We start from the raw sequence: 23,794 nt of genomic DNA, 5'->3' as shown, positions 1-23,794 counted from the left end.
ATAAATAACTTTTAATTATCGTAAGAAACCTTCAAGGATTTTGTCCACCGCTTCCTTTTCCGAAAGTCCCAGGGACATTAATTTTAACATCTGCTCCCCGGCAATTTTTCCTATGGCTGCCTCATGAGTCAGCTCTGCCTCGGCATGATAAGCAGCAATTTCTGGGACCGACCTTACCTTAGCCCGATCCATAATAATGGAATCACACTCCACATAACCCTGGGATTTAGCATGAGCTATGACCCTGGGATAAAATATTTGCTCAGAGTCATCCTGGGCAACTGTTCTGGAGGTAACCTGAGTAAAAGAGTCCTCTCCTAAAAGATTTACCACCACATCAGACCTGGCCATTTGACTGCCGTGGGTTAAAAGCCTTTCCACGATAATGAGGCTGGCATCCTTATGGAGATTGGCTTCCGTAACCCGTACAGTATGATCTACACCCCTGATTTGCACCATTTCCAGTTCGGCCATTCCACCTTCTTCAATTTCTATCACCGTCTTGGGGTTTAGTACCTTCCCCCCGGTACCATCTCCTTCACCGTAATGTTTCTCTACATAGTGAAGTCGAGCCCCTTTTCTTACATATACAGTGTGTATTCCATCATGCCTGGTTTCCTCTGAGCCGGAATTGTGTATGCCGCAGCCGGCGACTACCATTACATCTGCCCCTTCTCCTATTTCAAAAGTGTTATAGACCAGGTCATTTACCCCACTCTTTGTTACCAGAACAGGTATATGGACAGATTCATTTTTTGTGCCGGGTTTAACAATAATATCAATACCGGGCTTATCTTCTTTTACTCTAATATCAATGTTTTCCGTGGACTGTCGGGAAATCCCTTCCCCATCCCTGCGAATGTTGTAAGCCCCCTGCGGTACATCATGCAGCGAGGCAACCTCCTCTAGAATCTTTTTATCTACGGCACTCAGTTTCATCTTCTTCATCCCCCCTGCATACTTTATACCACTGACAGCCTACTACATCCTTAATAATGGGCCAGATTCTATCCTTAGTACCAACATCCTGAATCTTTCCATTTACCACTAAAATAATCTCATCCACCAGGGATAAAATTCTTTCCTGATGACTAATCAAAACTGTGGTTAAGCCTTCTTTCTCATGTTTTTTTCGAATAACCTCCAACAGAAGGTCAAAGCTCCAAAGATCTACTCCGGCATCCGGTTCGTCATAAATGGTAAACTCAGGATTTTTGGCAAAAAGGGTAGCTATCTCAATTCTCTTCATTTCGCCCCCCGACAGGCTGGCATCAGCATCTCTTTCCAGGTAATCCTCGGGACAAAGTCCAACCTGCCTCAAGTATCCACGGACTACATTCCTCTCTTCAATCCCCGACGCCAGCTGCAGTAAATCTAAAACCCTCAAACCTTTAAAACGGGGAGGATACTGAAAAGCATATCCGATTCCCTTTTGAGAGCGTTCATTTATATCCAGAGAAGTTATATCCTCTCCCTTGAATGATATGCTGCCGCTGGAAGCCTTGTAAATTCCCATAATTATTTTTGCCAGGGATGTTTTACCGCTTCCGTTGGGCCCAGTGATGGCATATAGTTTGCCCTGCTCAAACTCAAGATCTACTCCTTTGATGATTTCCTTTTCTTCCCCCGGAATTTTATAGGTTATTCCCTTTAACTTCAGCAAAATATAACCCCCTATAGATAATCTTTTAAAAAAAATATTCTACATGAAAATTAATATCTCCTGCTTTATATTTTCATTTAGTATTCTTTTAAGCCTGGCTCTTAATTTATTTAAATTCATTAATACTGTTTATATCTTCCCCTAAGCTTGACAACTCCTTTAGACATGGGCTATAATTTATCTTCTCCCACATACAACTAATATACCAATTTTAAAAAATGCTATCAATAATTAATTATTGATAGCATTTTTTTTATTCATCATATATTGTCTATATTTCCGTGATAATTGGTAGTATCATCGGCTTTCTTCTGGTCTTATCCCAGAAATATCTGTTTAGAACATCCCTTACAATATTTTTTACGGTGGACCATTCAGACATCTTATCTAGACTAGTAGATTCCAGGGCACGGGCTACCTGGTTCCTGGCTTCTTCAATCAGCTTTTCAGACTCCCTCACATAAACGAAGCCCCTGGATAATATATCTGGCCCAGCCAAAACCCTGTTGCTGTCCTTGTCAATAGCAATTACCACGATGAGTATACCGTCCTCCGAAAGGATTTTCCGGTCCCTTAAAACGATATTACCTACATCTCCTACCCCAAGGCCGTCCACCAGGACTTTTCCTACAGGAACTTTCCCAGTCTTCTTCACGCCTTTCGTACTAAACTCTAACACGGTTCCCAGTTCTGTCACTATAACATTCTTTTTGGGAATCCCCACCTTCTCTGCCAGTTCTGCATGGTGGATCAAATGGCGATATTCTCCATGAACCGGAATCAAGTATTTGGGTTTAGTCAGGTTCAGCATTAGTTTTAATTCTTCCTGGCTTCCATGTCCGGAAGCATGTATTCCTGACACTGATTCATAAAAAACCTTAGCCCCTCTTCTAAAAAGGTTATCAATGGTTCTGGAAACCAGTTTTTCATTTCCGGGAATCGGAGAAGCGGCAATAATCACCGTGTCACCAGGAATAATTTCCACCTTCCGGTGTTCCGATATGGAGATTCGGGTAAGTGCAGACATGGGCTCGCCCTGACTCCCCGTGGTTAGTAAAACCAGTTTATTCTCCGGATAATTTCCAATCTGTTCAACTTCAATAAGGTTCTTGTCAGGCACCTTAAGATAACCTAACTCCCTGGAAATACCTGCAACATTCACCATACTTCTTCCTATAACAGCTACCCTGCGGTCGTGTATACAGGCTGCATCCATAACCTGCTGAATACGGTGGACATTAGATGCAAAAGTGGCCAGAATAATCCTTCCTTCTGCCGCCCTGAATATATCTTGAATGGTTTCACCTACAACTTTTTCTGATAGGGTATAGCCGGGCCTTTCCGCATTGGTACTATCAGATAAAAGCACCAGCACCCCTTTCCTTCCCAGTTCCGCCAGCTTGTGATAATCGGTCAATTCCCCATGTACCGGAGTCTGGTCAAACTTAAAATCACTGGTATACACAACAGTGCCTGCAGGGGTATAGACTGCTACACCCACAGTATCCGGTATGCTGTGGTTGGTTCTAAAAAACTCAACCTTAAAATGATCGCTGATCTTCATGCTGCACCCAGGTTTAATGAGATTTAAGGAGGATGATTGGAGCAGATTATGTTCCTTCAGTTTTCCTTCCACCAACCCCAGGGTTAGTTTTGTCCCATATACGGGTACATTCAGATAAGGAAGAACATACGGAAGGGCTCCTATATGATCCTCATGGCCGTGGGTTACAATAATCCCCTTAATCTTTTCCTTGTTCTCCTTCAGAAATGTAATGTCGGGAATAACAATATCTATACCAAACATTTCTTCCTCCGGAAACTTTAATCCCGAATCAAGAACCAATATTTCATCCTCATATCTCAAGACGAACATATTCTTTCCAATTTCTCCAATGCCGCCCAGGGGAATTACTTGTATCTTATTTTGTTTTTCTTTGCTCAATGAATCCTAACACCTCCTGATTTTAAAAAAATGCCCGTTCAATACTACCATAGGTTTATTATATAGTATTAGCAGATACAGTGCAAGTTTCCCCTTAGGCGTGTTACATCTGATGGGTGCAATGGATTCCCTGGATTAATATGGGCTCTTCCTAAGAAATACTTTGTAAAATTAAAACCCGCCTTATCCCGATAATATTTTCGGAGAGTTAAGCGGGTTTAAAATCCGGGTCTTTGACAGTTTAATAATAAAAAATCGCTCAAGCCTTTGAAAAGGCTTATTTTTTTTGTCAAATTTGCCAAGTTTATCTTTCGTAATGCCTCGTAATGTGGTATAATATAAGGGATTGGAGGAGTTGACTTTATGAGATTATCGTTTTCAAAATCTAAAAATGCCACTTCACTTTATGTAATAAAAGATGTTATTGAAAAGAATAAGCGCACTACTAAAATTGTAGAAAAACTCGGAACCATTACAGAGTTAGAGAAAAAATTAAACGGCCAAGATCCCATTGAATGGGCAAAAAAGTATATTGAGGAGCTTAACGAGAAAGAAAAAGAAACAAAACGAGAAGTGCTGGTTAAATATTCTCCCTCAAAACTGATCAACAAAGATGAACAGCACTCTTTTAACGGTGGATATCTTTTCCTGCAAAAAATTTACTATGAACTCGGAATACATAAGATTTGTAAGAAAATAACTCAGAAGTATAAATTCAATTTTGATTTGGATTCAATTCTTTCCAGACTGATTTATGGCAGGGTTATCTTCCCTTCTTCAAAACTCGCGACTTATCAACTTTCTAAGAAGTTTATAGAGCAGCCGAATTTTGATCTCCATCAAATATATAGAGCTCTTGAAGTTTTGGCTAAGGAAACAGATTTTATACAATCCTCATTATATGAAAACAGTTTAAAGGTTTCCAAGAGGAATACCGGTATTCTTTACTATGATTGCACCAATTACTTTTTTGAAATTGAACAAGAAGAAGGCAAAAAGCAATACGGCCCATCAAAAGAGCATAAACCAAACCCTATTGTTCAAATGGGTCTATTTATGGATGGGGACGGTATTCCTCTTGCTTTTAGTATTAATAGGGGAAATATGAATGAACAGCTCACATTAAAACCTTTAGAAAAGATGATTTTATCCGATTTTGAGCTTTCTAAGTTTATCGTCTGCACCGATGCCGGTCTTGCTTCTGAGGCTAATCGAAAGTTTAATGATAAGGATGATCGAGCTTTCATTACAACCCAGTCTATAAAAAAATTAAAAAAACACCTTAAAAAATGGGCACTTGCTACAGATGGCTGGCAACGTTCGGGAGATATGAAATCTTATGATATCTCCAAACTTGATGAGAATAAGGATAAAAACAAAGTCTTTTACAAGGAGCGCTGGATTAAAGAGAACGGTTTTGAGCAAAAACTTATTGTAACATACTCCATTAAATACAGGGATTATCAGCGCAAAATCCGCAATTCTCAAATAGAACGAGCTCAAAAAACAATAGATACTAACCCTGCAAAAATAAAGAAATGCAGGCAAAACGATTACAAAAGATTTATTCATAAAACAAACTGCACTCCAGACGGTGAAGTTGCAGAAAATGAAATATATCATATTGATACCGTTCTTATCCAAAAAGAAGAAGCATTTGATGGTTTTTATGGGGTTTGTACCAATCTTGATGATGATGCCACTGAAATAATTAAGGTGAATCATAGAAGATGGGAAATAGAAGAATGTTTTAGAATTATGAAAAGCGAGTTTAAAGCAAGACCTGTATATTTAAGTAATGATGATAGGATAGAAGCACATTTCAACACTTGCTTTATATCATTAATTATTTATAGATTACTGGAAAAGAAGCTTAGTGAAAATTTTACATGTCATGAAATTATTAGTGAATTGCGCGAAATGAATTTCAAAGTAATTAAGGGTGAAGGTTATGAACCAATATATACAAGAACAGATTTTACTGATGCCTTACATGAAGCTTTTGGCTTTCGCACTGACTATCAGATTGTTACTACAAGTATGATGAAAAAAATTTTTAAAAGTACAAAATCATAAAAACATTACGCACTTTTTACATTAACATGAAATCCTGCAAATACCCTAATATCAAGGTGTTGCAGGATTTTTATTTCTATCAAGTGTCAAATACGGGATAGTATTAGCAGATACAGTGCAAGTTTCCCCTTAGGCGTGTTACATCTGATGGGTGCAATGGATTCCCTGGATTAATATGGGCTCTTCCTAAGAAATACTTTGTAAAATTAAAACCCGCCTTATCCCGATAATATTTTCGGAGAGTTAAGCGGGTTTAAAATCCTCAATTCCTCTGATTTGGTTTAGATTACAAAAGCCCAGCCCTCATTAAAATACCCTTTAACTCCTCCTGCTGGCCAGGAGTCATTTGAACCAAGGGTAAACGAACGGGTCCAACTTCATTACCCAGCTGGTTCAGTGCCGTTTTTACAGGAATGGGATTGGTGCTGATGAACATACCTTTAAAAATCGGCATCAGTTTTCTATGTAGGGCAGCCGCTTCATCTGGTTGGCCGCTGGTGAAAGCCCCTATCATTTCTGTAATTTTTTCTCCAATAATATGCCCGGCAACACTTACTACACCATACCCCCCAATGGACATGATGGGTAAAGTCATACTGTCATCGCCGCTGTAAACTAAGAAATCCTCCGGGGTCTCAGTGATAATCTGACTGATTTGTTCCAGGTCACCGCTGGCCTCTTTAATAGCAAAAACATTGTCTAATTGAGCTAATTTAATGGTAGTTTGAGCAGAAAGATTTACACTAGTCCTGCCGGGAACATTGTAAAGCATGATGGGCAGGTGAGTGGACTCAGCAATCATTTTAAAATGTGAATAAAGTCCCTCCTGAGGAGGCTTATTATAATAGGGGACCACCAACATTACTCCATCAACTCCCGCAGCCTCCGCTTTCCTGGTGATTTCCATAGACTGCTCTGTAGAATTGGAGCCGGACCCTGCAATTACTCTGGCCTTTCCTTTAACTGCATCCACAACAGTCTTAAACAGGTTTTCTTTTTCCTCTACGCTAAGAGTAGGGGATTCTCCTGTCGTCCCCGCCACAACAATAGACTGGGACCCTGTAGCTGCCAAATGCTCAGCCAGTTCTTTGGCCCTTTGGTAATCCACTTTCATTTTTTCATTAAATGGAGTAACCATTGCTGTTATTAGCCTTCCAAAATCTGTCAACTTAACTTCACCTCCTTCGTTCTAATATTTTCAAAAAAATTGGTTTTTAAAAATTGATTTTATTATAGCAAAAGAATAGCCTTTTTTAAACCATTATTATTGAACAGATTGATATTCTATCAATATAGGCTGAATCTGTCTGCCCTCCCTGGCTTTCTCAATGGTTTTTATTAGAAGATCCATTCTGGCTACTAGTGAATTCTCTTTTTTTATGGGATTATCCTGCCCAAAAGGAACTAAAAATATATTTTTCATATTAATTAGAATTCCAAGGTTTTTGGCATTCAATCCCAACCCATCATTAGTCGATATGGCGATTACTACCGGCTTTACATTTCTTAACTGTGCTTTCACTGCCATCAATACCGCTGTATCCGTAATTCCGTTGGCCAACTTAGCCAAAGTATTACCGGTGCAGGGTGCCACCACCATTACATCCAGATAACTTTTCGGACCTACAGGTTCCGCTCCAACGATAGTATATATAGGTTCCCTTCCGGTAACCTCCTTAATTCTCTCCTTCCAATATTCCGCTTTTCCAAACCTTGTATCAATATAATTAACAGCAGGAGTAATAATTGGATGAATTTCCGCACCCAACCGGGTCATCTCCTCCAGTACCGGTACAATTTTATCAAAGGTGCAGTAAGAACCGGTAATGCCAATTCCTATATTTAATCCATTTAATGACATTTTTTCGCCTCCTATCAATAAAGATACTTTTGAATTAACCGGGGATATATGCCGGCCAGCATTCTTCCAGCTGTTTTTGGAGCTACCAAACCAGGTAAACTCAGAGTTAGGATTGCTTTTATGCCTTTTTCCCGGGCCGCCTCAAAATCTACCCCTCCAGGCAATGATGCGATATCAATAATTAACGTTTCCAAATTAATTTTTTCAATCTTTTCCCTGTTTAAAATCATTACAGGTACTGTATTGAATATAATCTCATAGCTGTTTAGTTTATTATCTAATTCCCTGAGATGAATGGATTCAAAACCCATTTCCCAGGCCCGAGCCAGTGCAGCTCCATTTCTTGCGGCTACCGTCACCCTGGCCCCTAAGGCATGAAGTGTTCTGGCCAGAGTGATACCGCAGCGCCCAAAGCCAATTACCAGGGAATGGCTGTGATGTATGGTTATGGGCGTATTTTCCATAGCAAATTGGATGGCGCCTTCAGCGGTGGGGATAGAATTTAATATAGCAATTTCGTCCAGGTCACCCACTTCAACCACTTTCACCCCTTTGGCCTCCAGCACATCCTTTATAATTCCTTTAGCCCTGCCGATTAAAAAAAGAACTCCTGTTTTAACCTGAATTAAGATCTCTTCTGTTAAAAATATATCTTTTGCAGTGTGCCTGGCATAAAGTTTACCTTTATAGTCTGTTCCGGCTAAAGGAGCAATAATTACCTGGGCAGAACTAACAGCTTCTTCAATATCCATATTTTTAAAAGGAAATTTTCCTGAATAGTTATCAAAACCAACTGTCCTAACTTGAAAACCTAATTCTTCCAGTTTCAACGCTACCTCTATTTCTCTGTCATCGCCCCCTAAAATAGTAACTTTAATACTCATGTGATTCTCCTCCTGTCACCCCACGGAAATAGGTTAATATAATAGTATGACTCCCACCTGCATTGTGTGAAAATTACACACAAAAAAAAACGCGTCTCTCAACGCGTTTTTTACCTGCTAAAAAAATTACTTGGAATGACTCTCCACATCTTTTGCACCGTACTCCCTGAGTATAGATGCGGCTGTATCCACTTTATTTTCATTTGTCTTGATGGCCACCAGAATATCTCCCTGTTTGACTCTCTCTTCAAAATGCCTTCCTCTTTCTTCTGGTATTCCAAAATCAATCAATCCCCCAGCAATTCCACCGGTTACTACACCGGTCAGTGCTCCTGCCAGGGGTCCTGCTGCAATAATGGGGCCAACCCCTGGAATCAATAAAGCTCCAGCGCCCATCAGTAATCCTGCAACTCCTCCCAGAGCACCCCCTGTAACGCTGCCGTCGGCTAAATTCTGTTCGCTGTAGGAGAGGTCTCCCTGTCCTTCATTTTTTTGGCCTTCGTCCTTTGCTACAATGGAAATTTCATTTTCATTAAAACCTTTTTCCCGCAAAGATCTTACAGCTTCCTCTGCTCGGCTGTGGTCCTTCATAACTCCTATCACAGTTGTATCCATAAATTTTGCCTCCTATTTTGGTAAATTTTCAATTTTTAGTATTACCACAACCAATGTTTCTTATACCTGATTTCTACCATTTCTAGACCGTAACTTCTGAGAATGCAGATCTACCAGCATCATATCTGTCCCAACTTTGCGTATAGATTCCCAGGGTATGGTTATATCCTCTTTATTTTGAAATTTTAAAAAACCCTGAAAACCGGGAAGCAGCAGTGCCTTGATAATTCCGGTTTCCGGTTCAAAAACTACTTCTGCATTTCCCAGAGTACCCAAACGGGTTCCATCATATAAGTTGATAATCTCTTTTCCTTCCAGCTCACTGAGATACATTTTTTAGCCTCCCCAATATTGTTTTATTTCCACCACATAGGGTTGAACTAAAGTAAAAACTATAGAAATAAAAGCCAATGGTTCTATTTCCATTCCAAAGATATCTACCATTGAGGGCACTTCAATTTTCAAAAAAGAAACCAGCATCAACAAGGCCAGGTATATTCCACCGGCTGTCCCCAACATATCTGAAAGAGCCTGGGACAGCGGTGATGGTATGGGATCCGTCGGAAGGTTCTTAATATTTGACAACCACTGTTTTCTGCTTACAACTCTTTTTGCCAGCGACAATACCAATAATACTATAAAACATAAAGAGTGAATTATCATAGTTCGACCCTCCTACCTATTCATATGCATACAAGCTTTTCATAATGAAAAAAATACACCGGATTGATGTATTTTTTTAAAAGATTTTTTAAAGATTTTTCAAAAGTCCAAGCATGACAAGGGAGCGGTTTCTACTGCCTTATTCTACACCGCTGTGGCCAAAACCACCTTCCCCCCGTGAAGTATTAGAAAGTTGACCTGATTTAACCACCTGCGCCCTGGATACCGGAACCAAAACTAATTGTGCTATCCGGTCTCCCCTTTTAATAACGTAAGGTTCCTTACCTAAATTAATTAAAATCACTTTAACCTCTCCCCGATAGTCGGAATCAATGGTTCCTGGACTATTAAGCAGTGTAATCCCATGCTTTAAAGCCAGGCCGCTTCTGGGTCGAACCTGACCTTCAAAGTTCTCAGGAATTTCTATGATTAAACCTGTAGGCACCAGAGTATACTCCCCAGGCTGCAGGATAAATTCCTCTGTCAGGGCGGCCCTTAAATCCATTCCCGCGGAACCAGGACTGGCATAATCAGGAAGGGGTAAATCCTGGGCTTCTTTTAGCTGCACAATCTTCAATACAATTTTATCCATTGTTATATTCAACTCCTGCTAAACGATAAGGTTACATTTGCTTTAATGTTTATCTGTTTTATTAATTAATAAAACCCCCACCTCTAAGCGTTAGCGTAGGTGGGGCTTAAAATCTGGTGGAGTAGAGTCTCCACCTGGTTCCCCGATGTTTCAGCTTGCTGAAACCAGTTAACTTATTCTTAAAGTGTGGTATGACGCTTACGCTTTTTAATTCCACATGGACATGTTATTTCCTGCATAAAAACTTACGTTTCACTAAAAGCTCTTAAAAGCTCAGTAAAACCTTACAGGAGAAATCATTTAACTGCTCCATATCTCTACCTCTATTTTTCCCCCATAACTGCTGGCCTTTACCAAAAGAAATTTATCTGTATTATTTCTGAACTTAAAATCCAAATAATTAGAAACTGTAGCATCTTTACCTTTAGGCACATACCCTACCGGCTTACTGTGGGGATAACGCTCCACCACCTCTAATTGAGATTGCAGCACCGCATTGTATAGAGTTGAGGAGGTTTGACAAATCCCACCTCCCAGACCCAAAACTACTGACCCATGAACAATAATGGGAGCATATTGATAGCCCCTTTCTGCCGTTCTGGGACCTGTAGCCTGATTGAATGAAAACACCTGTCCCGGGTGCAGCAGGGTGTTGTTGATGGCCTCTCCGGCTACCATGATGTTGGTCACCCTACTAAAACCAGAGCCCATCCAGGTATAATAACTGCCTATCACTTTGTCGATGGACTCAATCAACTTCGCTGTGATTTCCGGATCAAGTTCCACAACAATCAGTTCTATGCTGAGATTTTCTTCTGCCTCCATAACTTTATTAACCGTATTTAAGACATCGATCTCCCGGCCTATAACCTCCTGCACTATTTCACCGTTATCCCGGCTGATATAGGCATTTTGGGGGATTACCCTTTCTTCCTCGCCCCTTTTTGTGACCAAATCCTCCACTTCCCGGCGGAGAAATCCCGACATATCTTTCCCCTCCAGGGTAACTCCGGGCTTAACCCCATAAAAGTGCCTTTCTAAAGTTTCTCCAACATTGTAGAACAAAAACAAAAAAACTAAAATTGCCAAAAAAGCCATTATACTGCTGAAGCGTAAAAACAAACTGTATTTTTTCATGCTTCACCCTTATTTTATAAATTTTCGCTGTAGTAGTCAGGATCAATTAACCGGGACAAAGGAACCAGTTGATACCCCTGTTCCTCAAGCCCCTGAATAATTATCTCCAGAGCCTCTGGAGTCTGCTCCGTAGGATGCATAAGCACGGTAGCCCCGTTATGAGCCCCTCCTAAAACCTTATCCACCATTACCTTCACCCCGGGAAGCATCCAATCCACTGTGTCCAGGGACCACATAACTGTTCTCATATTCAACCCTGCAGTCACTTCCAAAAGATCCTGGTTCAGCTCACCACAATGGGAACTGAAAAACTGCGGAACACTACCCGTCAATTCCCGTAACACCTCATTGGTCTTTTGGATATCTTCTTTCATCTCTTCTGAGGAAAGCTGTGACATTAATACCGAATCCCGATAACCGTGATTGGCTGCTTCATGTCCTCTGGAAATAATTTGCCTCACCATATCAGGGTTTTTTTCCGCCCACTTTCCTACAAAAAAATATGTACAGCTAACCTGGTACCGGTCCAGCACCTCCAGCATATCTTCCATGTATTCATTCCCCCAGGCAACATTGATTAAAAAAGAAATCTCATTTTTCTCAGGGTTTCCTCGATAAAGAGGAGCATTAGGAAAATCCTTTAGAGTTTTTTGGGGTTCTACTATTTCTGTCACCGGAGAAACAACCTCCCTTGAGTCTACCCTGAGGATTTTTTCTGCGGTAGCCTGAATATCCACCATAAGGCCGTTCAATTCTGGAATAACTCCACCGTTAACGGGATCCACTACAGCATCCACGGGAGGTTGTTCTACTTCTCCAACCTTCCCTGTAACCAATGAGATCACTTCCTCCTGCTTTAGTCCACCCACCTCTTCCCCCAGATAAATTACGCCGGGTTTCACCTTTAGTGGTTCAAGCACCTTAACTTGTTTTATCCCGGCCCATAATAAAATTAGAGTGACAGCCATAATTATCAGTAAAATTATTATTTTTTTTGAGGACAAAGATTTAAAAATAATATACTTTTTCAATGAATTTTATCCTCCAAGCTTAAAAAGGGATCCACCTGATGCACCGTTTTTTCATGCCTGACATTTTTACCGGTGATCCCTAAAAGTTCAGAAATAGTTACTACCTTAAATTTCCTAAGCTTAAGAGAGTGAATAATCATGGGCAGAGCCTTAACCCCTTGGGGAGAGCAATTGTGCAGCAGAATAATCCCGCCCTTATGAGTCCTTTTAACCACCCGGTCGATAATCTTATCCACCCCCGGATTAAGCCAATCTTCAGTCTCAATGCTCCAGAGCACCGTATAGTAACCCATTTCTTCTGCAATATTTAGAACTCTTTCATCATATTCCCCAAAGGGGGGTCGAAAGAATAATGCATGATAATCAAAGTTTTCCTTTAATAGATTATCTGCTTTAATAATTTCCTTTCTAATCTCTTCTTCTTCCAGCTCCTTCATATGATTGTGGGAATAAGAATGGTTGCCTATTTCATGCCCTCTCTTTAATATTTCTTCGGTCATTTCCGGATAATTTTCCATCCATTTCCCGGTAACAAAAAATGTAGCCTTCTGGTCATACCGGTCCAGGGTCTCTAAAAGGTCTTCGGTGTACTCATCGCTCCAGACCACATCAAAGGTCAAGGCAATTATATTTTCACCGGTTTCCACCCTATAAATTCCCGTATCCTTTCTGGGGGCAAATACCCCATGAAGTATCTGATAGCTCAAGATAAACCAAAGAGCCGCCAGGAAAAGAATAACCATAATAACCTTTTTTATGTTCTTAGAGGTAAGCGTAAAATTATAAAACATTCTTCTCCCCCTTACAACATTTTTGTATATTAGATTATTATTACTAATAATTTTTTTTAGACCAATAAAAAAAACATAAACCATTACTGGTTTATGTTTCTTACCTTCTTTGATTAGACCTTGGGCCGGATCTTCCTCCGGAACCCCCGCCAGGCCTTCCACCGGTTCTTCTGTCTTCCCGGGGTTTATCATGAATCTCCTTATCGTAGCCCGGCATTGCGGCTTTTCTGGATATATTAATTCTTCCCCTATCGTCGATATCCAATACCTTTACTAATAATTCATCTCCTACTTTGACAACATCTTCCGTTTTCGCTACCCGGTTCAGGTCCAGTTGGGAAATATGACACAGACCTTCTTTGCCGGGAAGCACTTCCATAAAGGCGCCGTATTTTTCTACCCGGGTTACTTTACCCATGTAGACAACTCCTGCCTCTACATCTTTAGTCAGAGCTTCAATCATCTCCCGAGCCTTTGTTCCGCCTTCCTGGTCAAAGGCAGCGATATATATTGTGCCATCGTTTTCAATATCTATTTTTACTCCTGTCTCGGATACAATCTTGTTGATGATCTTGCCTCCTGGGCCAATAACCTCCCTAATCTTATCGGGGTGAATATGCATGGTAAAAATTCTGGGAGCATAGGGAGAAAGCTCACCCCTGGGCTCTGGAATTACTTCTGCCATTTTATCCATGATGAACATGTACCCCGCCTTACCCTGTTTTAATGCAACCTCCAGGACTTCTCTGGATACTCCTTTAATCTTTATATCCATCTGCAGGGCGGTAATTCCTTCCCGGGTTCCGGCTACCTTAAAGTCCATATCCCCGTAAAAGTCTTCCATCCCCTGGATATCCGAAAGGACGGCAACTTTGTCCTCTTCTTTAATTAAACCCATGGCAATACCCGATATCATTCTTTTTATGGGTACCCCTGCGTCCATAAGAGAGAGGCAGCTGGCACAAACACTGCCCATGGAAGTTGAACCGTTGGATTCCAACACCTCAGAAACCAACCTGATGGTGTATGGAAAATCCTCTTCATCGGGCAAAAGCGACAGAATAGCTTTTTCCGCCAGGGCTCCATGACCAATTTCCCTTCTACCGGGGCCCCGCATAAATCCACTTTCCCCTACACTAAAGGGAGGGAAATTATAATGATGCATGAATTTCTTAGATTCTTCCAGTCCTAAACCATCCAACATTTGGACATCTCCCATTGCCCCCAGGGTGCAGACCGTCAAAACTTGAGTCTGTCCTCGGGTAAACAGTCCCGAACCATGGGTCCTGGGCAGTATTCCCACTTCAGACGTGATCTGCCTGATTTCATCAGTTTTCCTGCCATCGGGCCTGATTCCTTCATGGACGATTTTCTTTCTTGTTTCTTCTTTTAAAATGGTTTCAGTAAGTTTACTGATCTGTCTTTCCATTTCAGGATATTCTTCTTCGAAATGAAGCAGGGCCTCTTTTCGAATCTCATCCACTTTGGTTTCTCTTTCTATCTTGTCTTTAATTCCTAAAACCCCTGACAGCTTTTCTGTTACCTGTCCCCTGACAGCATTTTCAAATGCCTCATCCAGCTGAGCTTCCTGATGCTTCATTTTTTCAACGCCTACTTTTAAGACCATCTCTTCCTGTAATTGAACAATTTTTTTAATCTCTTCATGTCCAAAAAGAATCGCTTCCAACATTTTTTCCTCTGGAAGCTCCAGGGCTCCGGCCTCTACCATCATAATAGCATCTTTGGTACCGGCCACAATTAATTTAAGGGAACTCTTTTCAGATTCTTCTTGGTTAGGATTGATTACCAACTGGCCGTCTACCATCCCCACCATAACTGCAGCTATAGGGCCTAGAAAAGGGATTTTTGAAATGCTTAAAGCAGCAGAAGCTCCAATCAATGCAGGAATCTCCGGGGGACAATCCTGATCTACAGAAAGAACTGTAGCTACAACATGTACCGCATTTCTAAATACCTTTGGGAAAAGCGGCCTGATGGGACGATCAATAAGCCTGGCAGACAAAATTGCTTTTTCTGTAGGCCTTCCCTCTCTTTTAATAAAACCACCGGGAATTTTTCCTACAGAATAAAGCCTTTCCTCATAATCCACGGTCAATGGAAAGAAATCTATGCCTTCCCTGGGCTCCTTAGAAACAGTTGCTGTAACCAGGACAGCTGTATCTTTAATGCGGACTAAAACTGCTCCATGGGCCTGTTTCGCCAGTCTACCGGTTTCAATAATAAGCATGTCACCGGCAACATCCATTTGAAATTGCTCCATGCAATACCTCCTCTTTTTATATATGAATAAAAGCGGGATAACCCGCTTTTATTGCTGCTTACTTTCTTAAGCCTAAACTTTTAATCAAACTTAGATATCTATCCGGGGTTCGATCCTTCAAATAGTTTAGAAGTCCCCGCCTCTGACCTACCATTTTCAGTAAGCCTCTACGAGAATGGTGATCCTTTTTATGGCTTTTAAGATGTTCATTTAAATGATTAATTCTTTTTGTTAAAATGGCCACCTGTACCTCCGGTGAGCCCGTATCACTTTCATGCAGTTTATATTGATTGATAATTTCTTGTTTCTGATCAACACTCATGGTCATTGACTTTTCACCTCCTCATTTTAATTATCCCCCAAAGCCAAGAATATCGTCGGAGCATCAATAATCCTAGCTAAAGGTTCTTAAAAAGCATACTTATTGTATCATAACCAAATTTCCTTGTAAAGGAAATTAAGGTTATCTAAAATCAGCTAACCCATGGTTAAAACTTTTTATAATTTTTAAGGCCTTCTCAAAATCCATGGCTATTTGTTCCTTTAATTTTTCTGAATTAGGAAATGTCCTTTCCTCCCTTATCTTTCTCAAAAAGGTTAATCTCAATTCACTTTTATAGATACTATTTTGAAATCCAAATATATACGTTTCTATAGTTTTTATTTTTCCCTTAAAGGTAGGGTTATGTCCGATATTAGTCAAACTGTAATAATCATGGTTTTTATAAGCTGTCAAGGTTAGATACACTCCATCGGCAGGGATAATCCTATCTGAAGGAACCTCCAGATTGGCAGTAGGGTAACCCAAAAACTTCCCTCTTCCTTCACCGGGAATCACCTGTCCCTTTAAATAATAGGGATAACCCAGATAAAAGGCAGCCTCTTCAACCTGCCCCTGAACCACCAGCTTCCTGACCAGGGAACTGCTAACCACTTTATTTTTCAAAACCACAGGTTTTACTACCTCAACCTTAAAATCATAATTTCCAGCAGAACTTATCAAATCTTCCACCCTGCCGGCCCCTTTGAAGCCAAAAGAGTAATCAAAACCTACCACAACTAATGATGCCTGCAGCTTTTGCACTAAGATTCTTTTAATAAATTTTTCCGGGCTGAGGGAAGCAAATTCCTGGTCAAAAGGGATTACCAAGAGTATATCAATTCCCAACTGCTCCATTAGGGCTGCTTTTTCTTGAAGGGGGGTTAAGATTAACGTCCTTTTTTCAGGTTTAATAAGATTCAAAGGATGAGGCTCAAAGACCAGGGCTGCACTTTGGGCACCTGATAGACGGGCTTTCTGTACCGTGATATTTAATATTTCTCTATGCCCTTTATGAACCCCGTCAAAGTTGCCCAGAGCCAATACTAATCCTTTCGTATTTTTAAATTCCTTTAACCCATGGTATACTTTCAAAAACCCTCACTCCCCCTTATCTCCTGAAGTCTTAAAATCAACCCTGCCTGAAGATTTTTTTCGGTTTGAGCATCGGTTGACTGCAGCCTGTCTGCCATTCCCCCAGGGCTAAAAAGGTACCTTCAGGAGAATAAACCCTTAATATTTTATCCCAAAGCGAATAATTTTTCAAGCCTGTAAGAGGCTGAGGTACACCATTAATAAAAGGAATTAAGGCCTCCTCCTTCAGAACAGCATCAGGAAAATGCCCATAGGCGTAATCCAGGGGAAGTATGCACTGTTGGATATTTCCTTCCCCCATTTTTACTTCCAATTCTTCTTGAGTATAAGATTCTTCTATCATAAAGGGTCCCGATTTAACTCTTAGTAAAAAAGAGAGATAAGCTCCAGTTCCCAGCCTTTCTCCAATGTCAACAGCCAGAGTCCTTACATATGTCCCTTTAGAACATTCTACCTGAAATAATACCCTGGGCAGATTAATGTCTAATATCTCCAGGGAGTAAATCATAACCTCCCGGGCCTTACGGGGGATAACTTCTCCCTGGCGGGCCAATTTATAGAGAGGCTTCCCCTTATGCTTAACTGCAGAGTACATAGGTGGAACCTGAGTAATTTTCCCCCTGAATTCACCAAAGATTTCCCTTACCCGTTCCTCACTTATATCTTTAAAACATGAACCTCCAGTAATTTTTCCGTAAGCATCCTGGGTATCTGTGGTTACCCCCAAATACAGCTCAGCCCGGTAAATTTTAGAGGATTCCAGGAGATAATCAGCCGCTTTTGTCCCCTTCCCTAAACAAATTGGTAAAACCCCGGCAGCACCAGGGTCAAGGGTTCCGGCGTGTCCAATTTTTTTCATACCCAACATTTTTCTAAAAAAAGCTACACATTGATGAGAGGTATTACCGGGGGCTTTAAGAAAATTAATATAACCTTCCATATTCATTCACCCATTCACAGGATTTTTACATTCCTCTAAAAATTTTCCGGCACTTTTTATAACCTCCGGCCTGGCTTGGGATATGCTTTTTTCCAACTGACAGCCGGCTGCCCGGGGATGTCCCCCTCCGCCGTAAATCTCCGCCAGTTTACTCACATCCACACCATGGGAACGGAATCCCACCCTTACCTTTTCCGCACAAATTTCTTTAAAAATTATCCCGATTTCAACGCCGCCAATATTACGGGTATAATTCACCAGCCCTTCAGTATCCTCATCTCTAGCCCCGGTCCGCTCCATCATTTCCCGGGTTACAGTGATATGGGCAATTTGTCCTTGACACTCAAAATGTAAGGTATTTAATGCCTCTTTAATCAACAGGGTCCCTTCCCGGGTGACATTTTCATAGATATACCGGGTAATTTCCGCCGGCTTAACTCCCAAGTCTATTAATGCCCCGGCAATTCTATGGGTTCTAGAGGTGGTGTTAGCATATCTAAATGAGCCGGTATCAGTGTTTAAAGCGGTATAAAGGCATACGGCCATTTCTTTAGATATTTGAACCTTCATCTGTTTTATAATTTCAAATATGATTTCCCCCACAGAACCCGCCTGAGAATCTATATGATTGTACATGCCATATCTTTCATTAGTTATATGGTGATCAATGTTTAGAATTTTTTGGCTCTGGGCCAAAGAAAGTAAAGGCTCAATTCGTCTTAAATCACTGCTGTCCAGAATAATAAATAAGCCATATGCCTTACTTTTAACCTCCTGCCAGACTTTCACCTGTTCCCAACAGGGAAGAAAACGATACTTAAAAGGAACCGGGTCTACGGTAGTTACCTCAGTCGTTTTTCCCAGTGCCTGCAAAGCCATCCATAAAGCCAGGGCAGAACCCACACTGTCACCGTCAGGACTCATATGGGAGGCTATTAAAAAATTGTCTTCTTCTAATAAAAGTTTAGAAATAGTTTCAAGGCTTGCGCTAATCACTATCTTCTCCTCTATTCTCTTTTTCCTTTAAGTTTTTTAATATTCCCGATATATGAGCCCCGTATTCAATGGATTGATCCAGACGAAAACTTACTTCCGGTACATGCCTTAATTGAATTCTTTTTCCTACTTCTGTACGAATAAAACCCTGAGCACTGTCCAGTGCCCTGAGGGTTAATTGTTTTTCGGATTCAGTACCGTATATACTGACAAAAATTTTGGCAGCTCCCAGATCTCTGGTTACCTCAACATCGGTAACACTTAAAAAACCGGTAATCCTGGGGTCTTTTATTTCTGACTGAAGAATTTGACTGACCTCTTTTTTAATCTGTTCTGCTACCCTGTTTGCACGAGCCTTTTGTCTGGACATGTTAAAATACCCCCAAAAAATCAAATTATTTCTACTTTAAAATCGATTACATAACCTTCCTTATGATTCTCAAGTTCCCTAACAATCTGATTTACTACTTGACTTGCAAACCCGGAATCATTACTTACACAGGCAACCGCCAAAGTAGTTTTCTGCCACTTATCATGGTCACCGATTTCTGCAACAGATATATTATATTTTTGCCTCAATTTTGCCTGAATACTCTTTAATATTCGTCGTTTATCTTTTAAAGACTGGAGATTTGGAAAAAACATTTCTAGAGTACAAAGCCCAATAACCATTTCATCCTCCAGCTTATGCTTTCACTTCCTGCATTACAAAAGCTTCCAAAATATCTTGTTCTTTTATATCATTAAACCTTTCCAACATGATACCGCACTCGTACCCATCCACTACTTCCCGCACATCATCTTTAAATCTTTTTAAAGAATCAATCTTACCCTCATGAATTACAATTCCGTTTCTAATAACCCTGATCCCGGAATCCCTGGTAATTTTGCCATCAATTACATGACAACCGGCGATGGTTCCCAGCCTGGATACTTTAAAAGTCTGGCGAATTTCAGCCCTACCTAAAATCACCTCTTCAAACTTAGGATCCAGCATTCCGGTCATGGCGGCATTAATATCCTCAATAATTTCATAAATAACCCGGTACAGCTTAACCTCAACATTTTCCTGTTCAGCCATTTTTCGGGCATTAGGCTCAGGCCTTACGTTAAAACCAATAATTATAGCATTTGAGGCATCTGCCAGCATAATATCAGATTCAGTAACTGCTCCTACTCCAGTATGAATAACCTGCAAACGGACCTCTTCATTCCCAATTTTCAACAGAGAATCCTTCAGCGCTTCTACAGAACCTTGAACGTCTCCTTTAATGATAATATTTAAATCTTTCAGATATCCTTCCTGAATCTGTTTATAAAGATCATCCAGGGAAACCTTTTTAGTCTTCTGCAGTTCAGCTTCCCGTCTTTTAATGGACCTTTTTTCAGCAATCTGACGTGCTATTTTTTCATCCTTGACCACCTGAAATATATCCCCGGCTTCAGGTATTTCTGAAAACCCTTGAACTTCAACAGGCATAGACGGAAGAGCCTTTTTTACTTGCTTCCCTTTATCATTAATCATGGCTCTTACTTTCCCACTAATAGAACCACAAACAATGGAGTCTCCTACTTTCAAACTGCCGTTTTGAATTAGTATGGTTGCCACCGGGCCCTTGCCCTTATCTAACTGGGCCTCAATCACAATTCCCCTGGCTGTTGCTGTGGGATTGGCTTTTAACTCAGACATTTCCGCCAGCAAAATAATCATCTCCAGCAGATGATCCAATCCCTCTCCCTTAAGGGCGGAAACTGGTGCGAATATGGTTTCGCCTCCCCATTCCTCAGGAACCAGCCCGTATTCTGAAAGCTGCTGTTTCACCCTATCAGGATTAGCATTAGCTTTATCAATCTTATTTACCGCAACAATAATAGGAACACCGGCTGCCCGAACATGGTTGATAGCCTCAATAGTCTGGGGCATAACTCCATCATCTGCTGCTACTACCAGGATAGCTACATCAGTTACTTGGGCACCCCTGGCTCTCATAGAAGTAAAGGCTTCGTGACCAGGAGTATCCAGGAAAACAACTTTTTGATCATTGACTACGGCCTGATAGGCCCCAATGTGCTGAGTTATTCCTCCGGCTTCCTGTGAAGTTACTTTGGTTTCTCGAATGGCATCTAAAAGAGAGGTTTTGCCGTGATCCACATGACCTAAGACAGTGACCACCGGGGCCCTTGGTTTAAGATTTTTAGGATCATCTTCAACCTCTATTAATTCGTTTTCAATCTCTTCTTTTTCTGCGGCTTTCAATTCAACTAAATACCCAAATTCTTCCCCCACGATTTTTACAGCATCAGGATCTACCTCTTGATTAATGCTGGCTAAAACTCCTAAGGTCATAAGTTTTTTAATAAGTTCCCCAGGAGAAACCTTTAAAATATCTGCCAAACTTTTAACAATTATTGGGGTTTCCACCACTATGCTATTCTTTTCTCCCTGGTTCTCTCTACCTTGTTTCTTATCAAAACGTTTTTCTTTTCTCGTATCTTTCTTTGGGTTCTTTTCCTTTTGCTCTTTCACATCCGGGTTTATACCCTCTTTTACTTTCACCTCTGGTTCTTTCACCTCTGGTTCATTAACCTCATCTTTATCCTTTTTGGTTAACAAATCAACAACCATAGCTGCTGTTTCATCATCAATACTGCTCATATGGTTTTTAATATGTTTTATATCTAGATCCTTTAAAATTAAAACTAATTCTTTGCTGGATATATCTAATTTTTTAGCCAGCTCATATACCCTTATTTTTTCCATAAACTACACCTCCATTTAATTGACCCCCTTATAGAAATTGGTCATTTAAGTTTTTTAAACTCTGTATTCAATGGTCATCCATTTCCTTCAGAGTTTTTTCCAACTGGGTAATTACCTCTGGTGATACCGGACGCTGTAGATTTTTTTCTATGCGTTTCCCCTTGACCGCCTGCTGAAAACAGGATAATGAGAGACAAATGTAAGTGCCGCGACCAGAACGTTTTCCAGTAAAGTCTATTTCTATAGTGTCTTCAGGAGTCCTTACAATTCTTATCAGGTCTTTTTTACTTTTTTTCTCCTGACATCCTATGCAGACCCTCAGGGGAATCGTTTTTTTTCTGGCCATTTCGCCCTCCTTCTTAAATTCTTGCTGGACAATATTACAGCAAAAACTTAGGTAATCTCTTCCTCTTCGATTTCAGCATCTAACTCCGTATCTAGAGCATTCTCCTCCTCAGTTTCAAGATCCGATTGTAAAGAATTCTCCTCTTGGTTTTCCTTTTGCTCATCCTCATTCAGCACTGCCTCTTCCATCTGAGGGTCTTTATCCATTTCCTCCGGCAGCTGCTTTTTCACCTGGGACTCACTGTTAATATCTATTTTCCAACCGGTCAGCTTTGCAGCCAACCTGGCATTTTGTCCTTCTTTACCAATAGCCAAAGACAGCTGATAATCAGGAACCACAACACCTGCAATTTTTTTATCTTCTTTTATTTCTACAAAGGTTACCTTTGCCGGGCTCAAAGCATTGGAGACAAATTCTTTGGGTTCTTCACTCCATTTAATAATATCTATCTTTTCTCCTTTTAATTCAGTTACAATGGTCTGCACCCTTACCCCTTTTGGCCCTACACAGGAACCCACGGGATCTACCTCATGATTCCTGGAAAAAACCGCAGCTTTTGAACGAAATCCAGCTTCTCGCGCAATAGATTTAATTTCAACGGTACCGTCGAATATTTCTGGGACCTCCAGTTCAAATAGTCTTTTTAAAAGGCCCGGATGAGTTCGAGAAACCAAAATCTGAGGACCTTTTGTTGTTTTCTTTACTTCAACCACATAGGTTTTTATCCGGTCCCCCTGTTTATAGGTTTCATTAGGCATCTGTTCTGAAGGGGCTAAAATTGCCTCAGCCTTACCCAGGTCAATAATAATATTTTTCTGGTCTGCTCTCTGAACAATCCCGGTAACTATGTCATCTTCTCGGTCAACATATTCCCTATATATAATTTCTCTTTCTGCTTCCCGAATCCTCTGAATTACCACCTGTTTGGCCGTTTGTGCTGCAATTCTACCAAAGTTTTTTGGAGTAACCTCCATGTCTACAATATCCCCGGCCTGATATTTAGAACTTATTGCTCTAGCTTCTGCCAGAGATAATTCCTGCTGTGAATCCTTTACATCTTCCACTATAGTAAGACATGAGAAAACCTTTATCTCCCCAGAATCCCGGTCAATGCTCACCTTCACATTAGGAGCCGTATTAAAATTCTTTTTATAGGCTGAAATCAATGCCGCTTCAATGGCTTCAAAGAGTATATCTTTGCTGATACCCTTTTCCTTCTCAATCTGTTCCAAAGCGTCTATAAACTCATAATTCATAAAATAACCTCCCCAAAGGCTCTTTAAAAAACAACCATTAGATTTGCTTTCGCTACTTTTTCCAGGGGAATTTCCTTAATCTCACCCTTTTCATTCTGAAGGGACACTATTTCATCCTTAAACCCCTTTAGAATCCCTGTAAATACTTTTTGACCTTCCAGGGGTACAAAGGTTTTGATTTTAATTTCCCTTCCGGTAAATCTTATGTAGTCCTTTTCTTTTTTAAGTGGACGTTCCAATCCAGGAGAAGAAACTTCCAAAATATAACTCTCAGGGATTGGATCCTCCCGATCCAATCCCTGGCTCAGTTCTTCATTAACCAGTGTACAGTCCTCCAGGGTAATCCCCTTAGGCTTATCAATAAAAACCCTTAAATAGTAATTTGCACCTTCCTTAACATACTCTATGTCAACTAATTCCAGTCCGTCTATACCCTGTAGAGGCTCAAAAATTTTTCCAACAATTTCGTTAATTTTATTTTTACTCAATCTCTTACCTCCAAAATAATAAAACGAATATGAAAGAGTGGGAAAAACCCACTC

Annotated in this window: 24 protein-coding genes and 1 pseudogene; 1 reads left to right on the top strand and 24 read right to left on the bottom strand. The window is 40.6% G+C overall.

The window, feature by feature from the left end; all coding sequences use genetic code 11:
• Positions 1 to 15: 15 nt before the first annotated feature.
• The 3 genes from HUE98_RS06925 to HUE98_RS06915 all read right to left on the bottom strand — a co-directional run bounded on the left by HUE98_RS06925 (position 16) and on the right by HUE98_RS06915 (position 3,608).
• Entirely contained in the window at positions 16 to 939 is a 924-nt protein-coding gene (locus tag HUE98_RS06925; RefSeq protein WP_241423522.1) for a SufB/SufD family protein, read from the bottom strand.
• A complete protein-coding gene (locus tag HUE98_RS06920) occupies positions 917 to 1,663 on the bottom strand; it encodes an ABC transporter ATP-binding protein (protein ID WP_241423118.1) in 747 nt (248 codons plus the stop codon). Before HUE98_RS06920 ends, HUE98_RS06925 begins: the two co-directional genes overlap by 23 nt.
• Before the next feature lie 271 nt (positions 1,664 to 1,934).
• Entirely contained in the window at positions 1,935 to 3,608 is a 1,674-nt protein-coding gene (locus tag HUE98_RS06915; protein WP_241423117.1) for a ribonuclease J, read from the bottom strand.
• Between the two features lie 363 nt (positions 3,609 to 3,971).
• Here HUE98_RS06915 and HUE98_RS06910 point away from each other — a divergent pair, with 363 nt between their 5' ends.
• Positions 3,972 to 5,684, top strand: coding sequence for an IS1634 family transposase (locus HUE98_RS06910; protein ID WP_241420768.1), 1,713 nt, complete (start codon positions 3,972 to 3,974; stop codon positions 5,682 to 5,684).
• A 286-nt stretch (positions 5,685 to 5,970) separates the two neighbouring features.
• Here the strand turns inward: HUE98_RS06910 and dapA are convergent, their stop codons facing one another.
• From dapA to rimP, 21 genes and pseudogenes are all read right to left on the bottom strand, one after another.
• Positions 5,971 to 6,852, bottom strand: a complete 882-nt coding sequence (gene dapA, locus HUE98_RS06905) for a 4-hydroxy-tetrahydrodipicolinate synthase (RefSeq protein WP_320415669.1) — start codon at positions 6,850 to 6,852, stop codon at positions 5,971 to 5,973.
• A 96-nt stretch (positions 6,853 to 6,948) separates the two neighbouring features.
• Positions 6,949 to 7,485 (bottom strand): annotated as a pseudogene (locus tag HUE98_RS06900) (dipicolinate synthase subunit B); the annotation flags it as partial.
• A gap of 74 nt (positions 7,486 to 7,559) precedes the next feature.
• Positions 7,560 to 8,429: a dipicolinate synthase subunit DpsA gene (gene dpsA / locus HUE98_RS06895; RefSeq protein WP_241423115.1), complete on the bottom strand. Its 870-nt coding sequence runs from the start codon at positions 8,427 to 8,429 to the stop codon at positions 7,560 to 7,562.
• A 126-nt stretch (positions 8,430 to 8,555) separates the two neighbouring features.
• Positions 8,556 to 9,044, bottom strand: a complete 489-nt coding sequence (locus tag HUE98_RS06890; protein WP_241423114.1) for a general stress protein — start codon at positions 9,042 to 9,044, stop codon at positions 8,556 to 8,558.
• Positions 9,045 to 9,104: 60 nt separating this feature from the next.
• The gene (locus HUE98_RS06885; RefSeq protein ID WP_241423113.1) at positions 9,105 to 9,377 is read right to left on the bottom strand and encodes a YlmC/YmxH family sporulation protein; all 273 of its coding nucleotides are present in this window, start codon (positions 9,375 to 9,377) and stop codon (positions 9,105 to 9,107) included.
• 3 nt (positions 9,378 to 9,380) lie between these two features.
• Entirely contained in the window at positions 9,381 to 9,707 is a 327-nt protein-coding gene (locus tag HUE98_RS06880; RefSeq protein ID WP_241423112.1) for a hypothetical protein, read from the bottom strand.
• 139 nt (positions 9,708 to 9,846) lie between these two features.
• On the bottom strand, positions 9,847 to 10,299 hold the full coding sequence (gene dut / locus HUE98_RS06875; RefSeq protein ID WP_241423111.1) for a dUTP diphosphatase: 453 nt from the start codon (positions 10,297 to 10,299) through the stop codon (positions 9,847 to 9,849).
• Between the two features lie 300 nt (positions 10,300 to 10,599).
• The gene (locus HUE98_RS06870; RefSeq protein WP_241423110.1) at positions 10,600 to 11,436 is read right to left on the bottom strand and encodes a VanW family protein; all 837 of its coding nucleotides are present in this window, start codon (positions 11,434 to 11,436) and stop codon (positions 10,600 to 10,602) included.
• A gap of 14 nt (positions 11,437 to 11,450) precedes the next feature.
• Positions 11,451 to 12,467 carry a polysaccharide deacetylase family protein gene (locus tag HUE98_RS06865; RefSeq protein ID WP_241423109.1) on the bottom strand — a complete coding sequence of 339 codons (1,017 nt, stop codon included), beginning with the start codon at positions 12,465 to 12,467 and terminating at the stop codon, positions 11,451 to 11,453.
• Positions 12,464 to 13,258: a polysaccharide deacetylase family protein gene (locus tag HUE98_RS06860; RefSeq protein ID WP_241423108.1), complete on the bottom strand. Its 795-nt coding sequence runs from the start codon at positions 13,256 to 13,258 to the stop codon at positions 12,464 to 12,466. The genes HUE98_RS06865 and HUE98_RS06860 overlap by 4 nt, the downstream gene beginning before the upstream one ends.
• Positions 13,259 to 13,358: 100 nt before the next feature.
• On the bottom strand, positions 13,359 to 15,539 hold the full coding sequence (gene pnp, locus HUE98_RS06855) for a polyribonucleotide nucleotidyltransferase (RefSeq protein ID WP_241423107.1): 2,181 nt from the start codon (positions 15,537 to 15,539) through the stop codon (positions 13,359 to 13,361).
• Between the two features lie 58 nt (positions 15,540 to 15,597).
• A complete protein-coding gene (gene rpsO / locus HUE98_RS06850) occupies positions 15,598 to 15,867 on the bottom strand; it encodes a 30S ribosomal protein S15 (RefSeq protein WP_241423106.1) in 270 nt (89 codons plus the stop codon).
• 135 nt (positions 15,868 to 16,002) lie between these two features.
• Positions 16,003 to 16,953, bottom strand: a complete 951-nt coding sequence (locus HUE98_RS06845; RefSeq protein ID WP_241423105.1) for a bifunctional riboflavin kinase/FAD synthetase — start codon at positions 16,951 to 16,953, stop codon at positions 16,003 to 16,005.
• A gap of 37 nt (positions 16,954 to 16,990) precedes the next feature.
• Entirely contained in the window at positions 16,991 to 17,893 is a 903-nt protein-coding gene (gene truB / locus HUE98_RS06840; RefSeq protein WP_241423104.1) for a tRNA pseudouridine(55) synthase TruB, read from the bottom strand.
• A 6-nt stretch (positions 17,894 to 17,899) separates the two neighbouring features.
• Positions 17,900 to 18,889 carry a DHH family phosphoesterase gene (locus HUE98_RS06835; protein WP_241423103.1) on the bottom strand — a complete coding sequence of 330 codons (990 nt, stop codon included), beginning with the start codon at positions 18,887 to 18,889 and terminating at the stop codon, positions 17,900 to 17,902.
• Positions 18,882 to 19,259: a 30S ribosome-binding factor RbfA gene (gene rbfA, locus HUE98_RS06830; protein WP_241423102.1), complete on the bottom strand. Its 378-nt coding sequence runs from the start codon at positions 19,257 to 19,259 to the stop codon at positions 18,882 to 18,884. Before rbfA ends, HUE98_RS06835 begins: the two co-directional genes overlap by 8 nt.
• Positions 19,260 to 19,279: 20 nt before the next feature.
• Entirely contained in the window at positions 19,280 to 19,561 is a 282-nt protein-coding gene (locus tag HUE98_RS06825; protein WP_241423101.1) for a DUF503 domain-containing protein, read from the bottom strand.
• A gap of 13 nt (positions 19,562 to 19,574) precedes the next feature.
• Positions 19,575 to 21,650 (bottom strand): translation initiation factor IF-2, encoded by a 2,076-nt coding sequence (gene infB / locus HUE98_RS06820; RefSeq protein WP_241423100.1) that lies wholly within the window; start codon positions 21,648 to 21,650, stop codon positions 19,575 to 19,577.
• 67 nt (positions 21,651 to 21,717) lie between these two features.
• Positions 21,718 to 21,996: an RNase P modulator RnpM gene (gene rnpM, locus HUE98_RS06815; protein WP_241423099.1), complete on the bottom strand. Its 279-nt coding sequence runs from the start codon at positions 21,994 to 21,996 to the stop codon at positions 21,718 to 21,720.
• Between the two features lie 47 nt (positions 21,997 to 22,043).
• Entirely contained in the window at positions 22,044 to 23,252 is a 1,209-nt protein-coding gene (nusA, locus tag HUE98_RS06810) for a transcription termination factor NusA (RefSeq protein ID WP_241423098.1), read from the bottom strand.
• 23 nt (positions 23,253 to 23,275) lie between these two features.
• Positions 23,276 to 23,740: a ribosome maturation factor RimP gene (gene rimP, locus HUE98_RS06805; protein WP_241423097.1), complete on the bottom strand. Its 465-nt coding sequence runs from the start codon at positions 23,738 to 23,740 to the stop codon at positions 23,276 to 23,278.
• Between the last annotated feature and the right edge of the window lie 54 nt (positions 23,741 to 23,794).

The sequence above is a fragment of the Candidatus Contubernalis alkalaceticus genome (assembly GCF_022558445.1).
GTDB lineage: Bacteria > Bacillota > Dethiobacteria > SKNC01 > SKNC01 > Contubernalis > Contubernalis alkaliaceticus.
The sequence above is the reverse complement of the archived record's forward strand: the minus strand, read 5'-3'. Positions and strand labels throughout refer to the sequence as shown.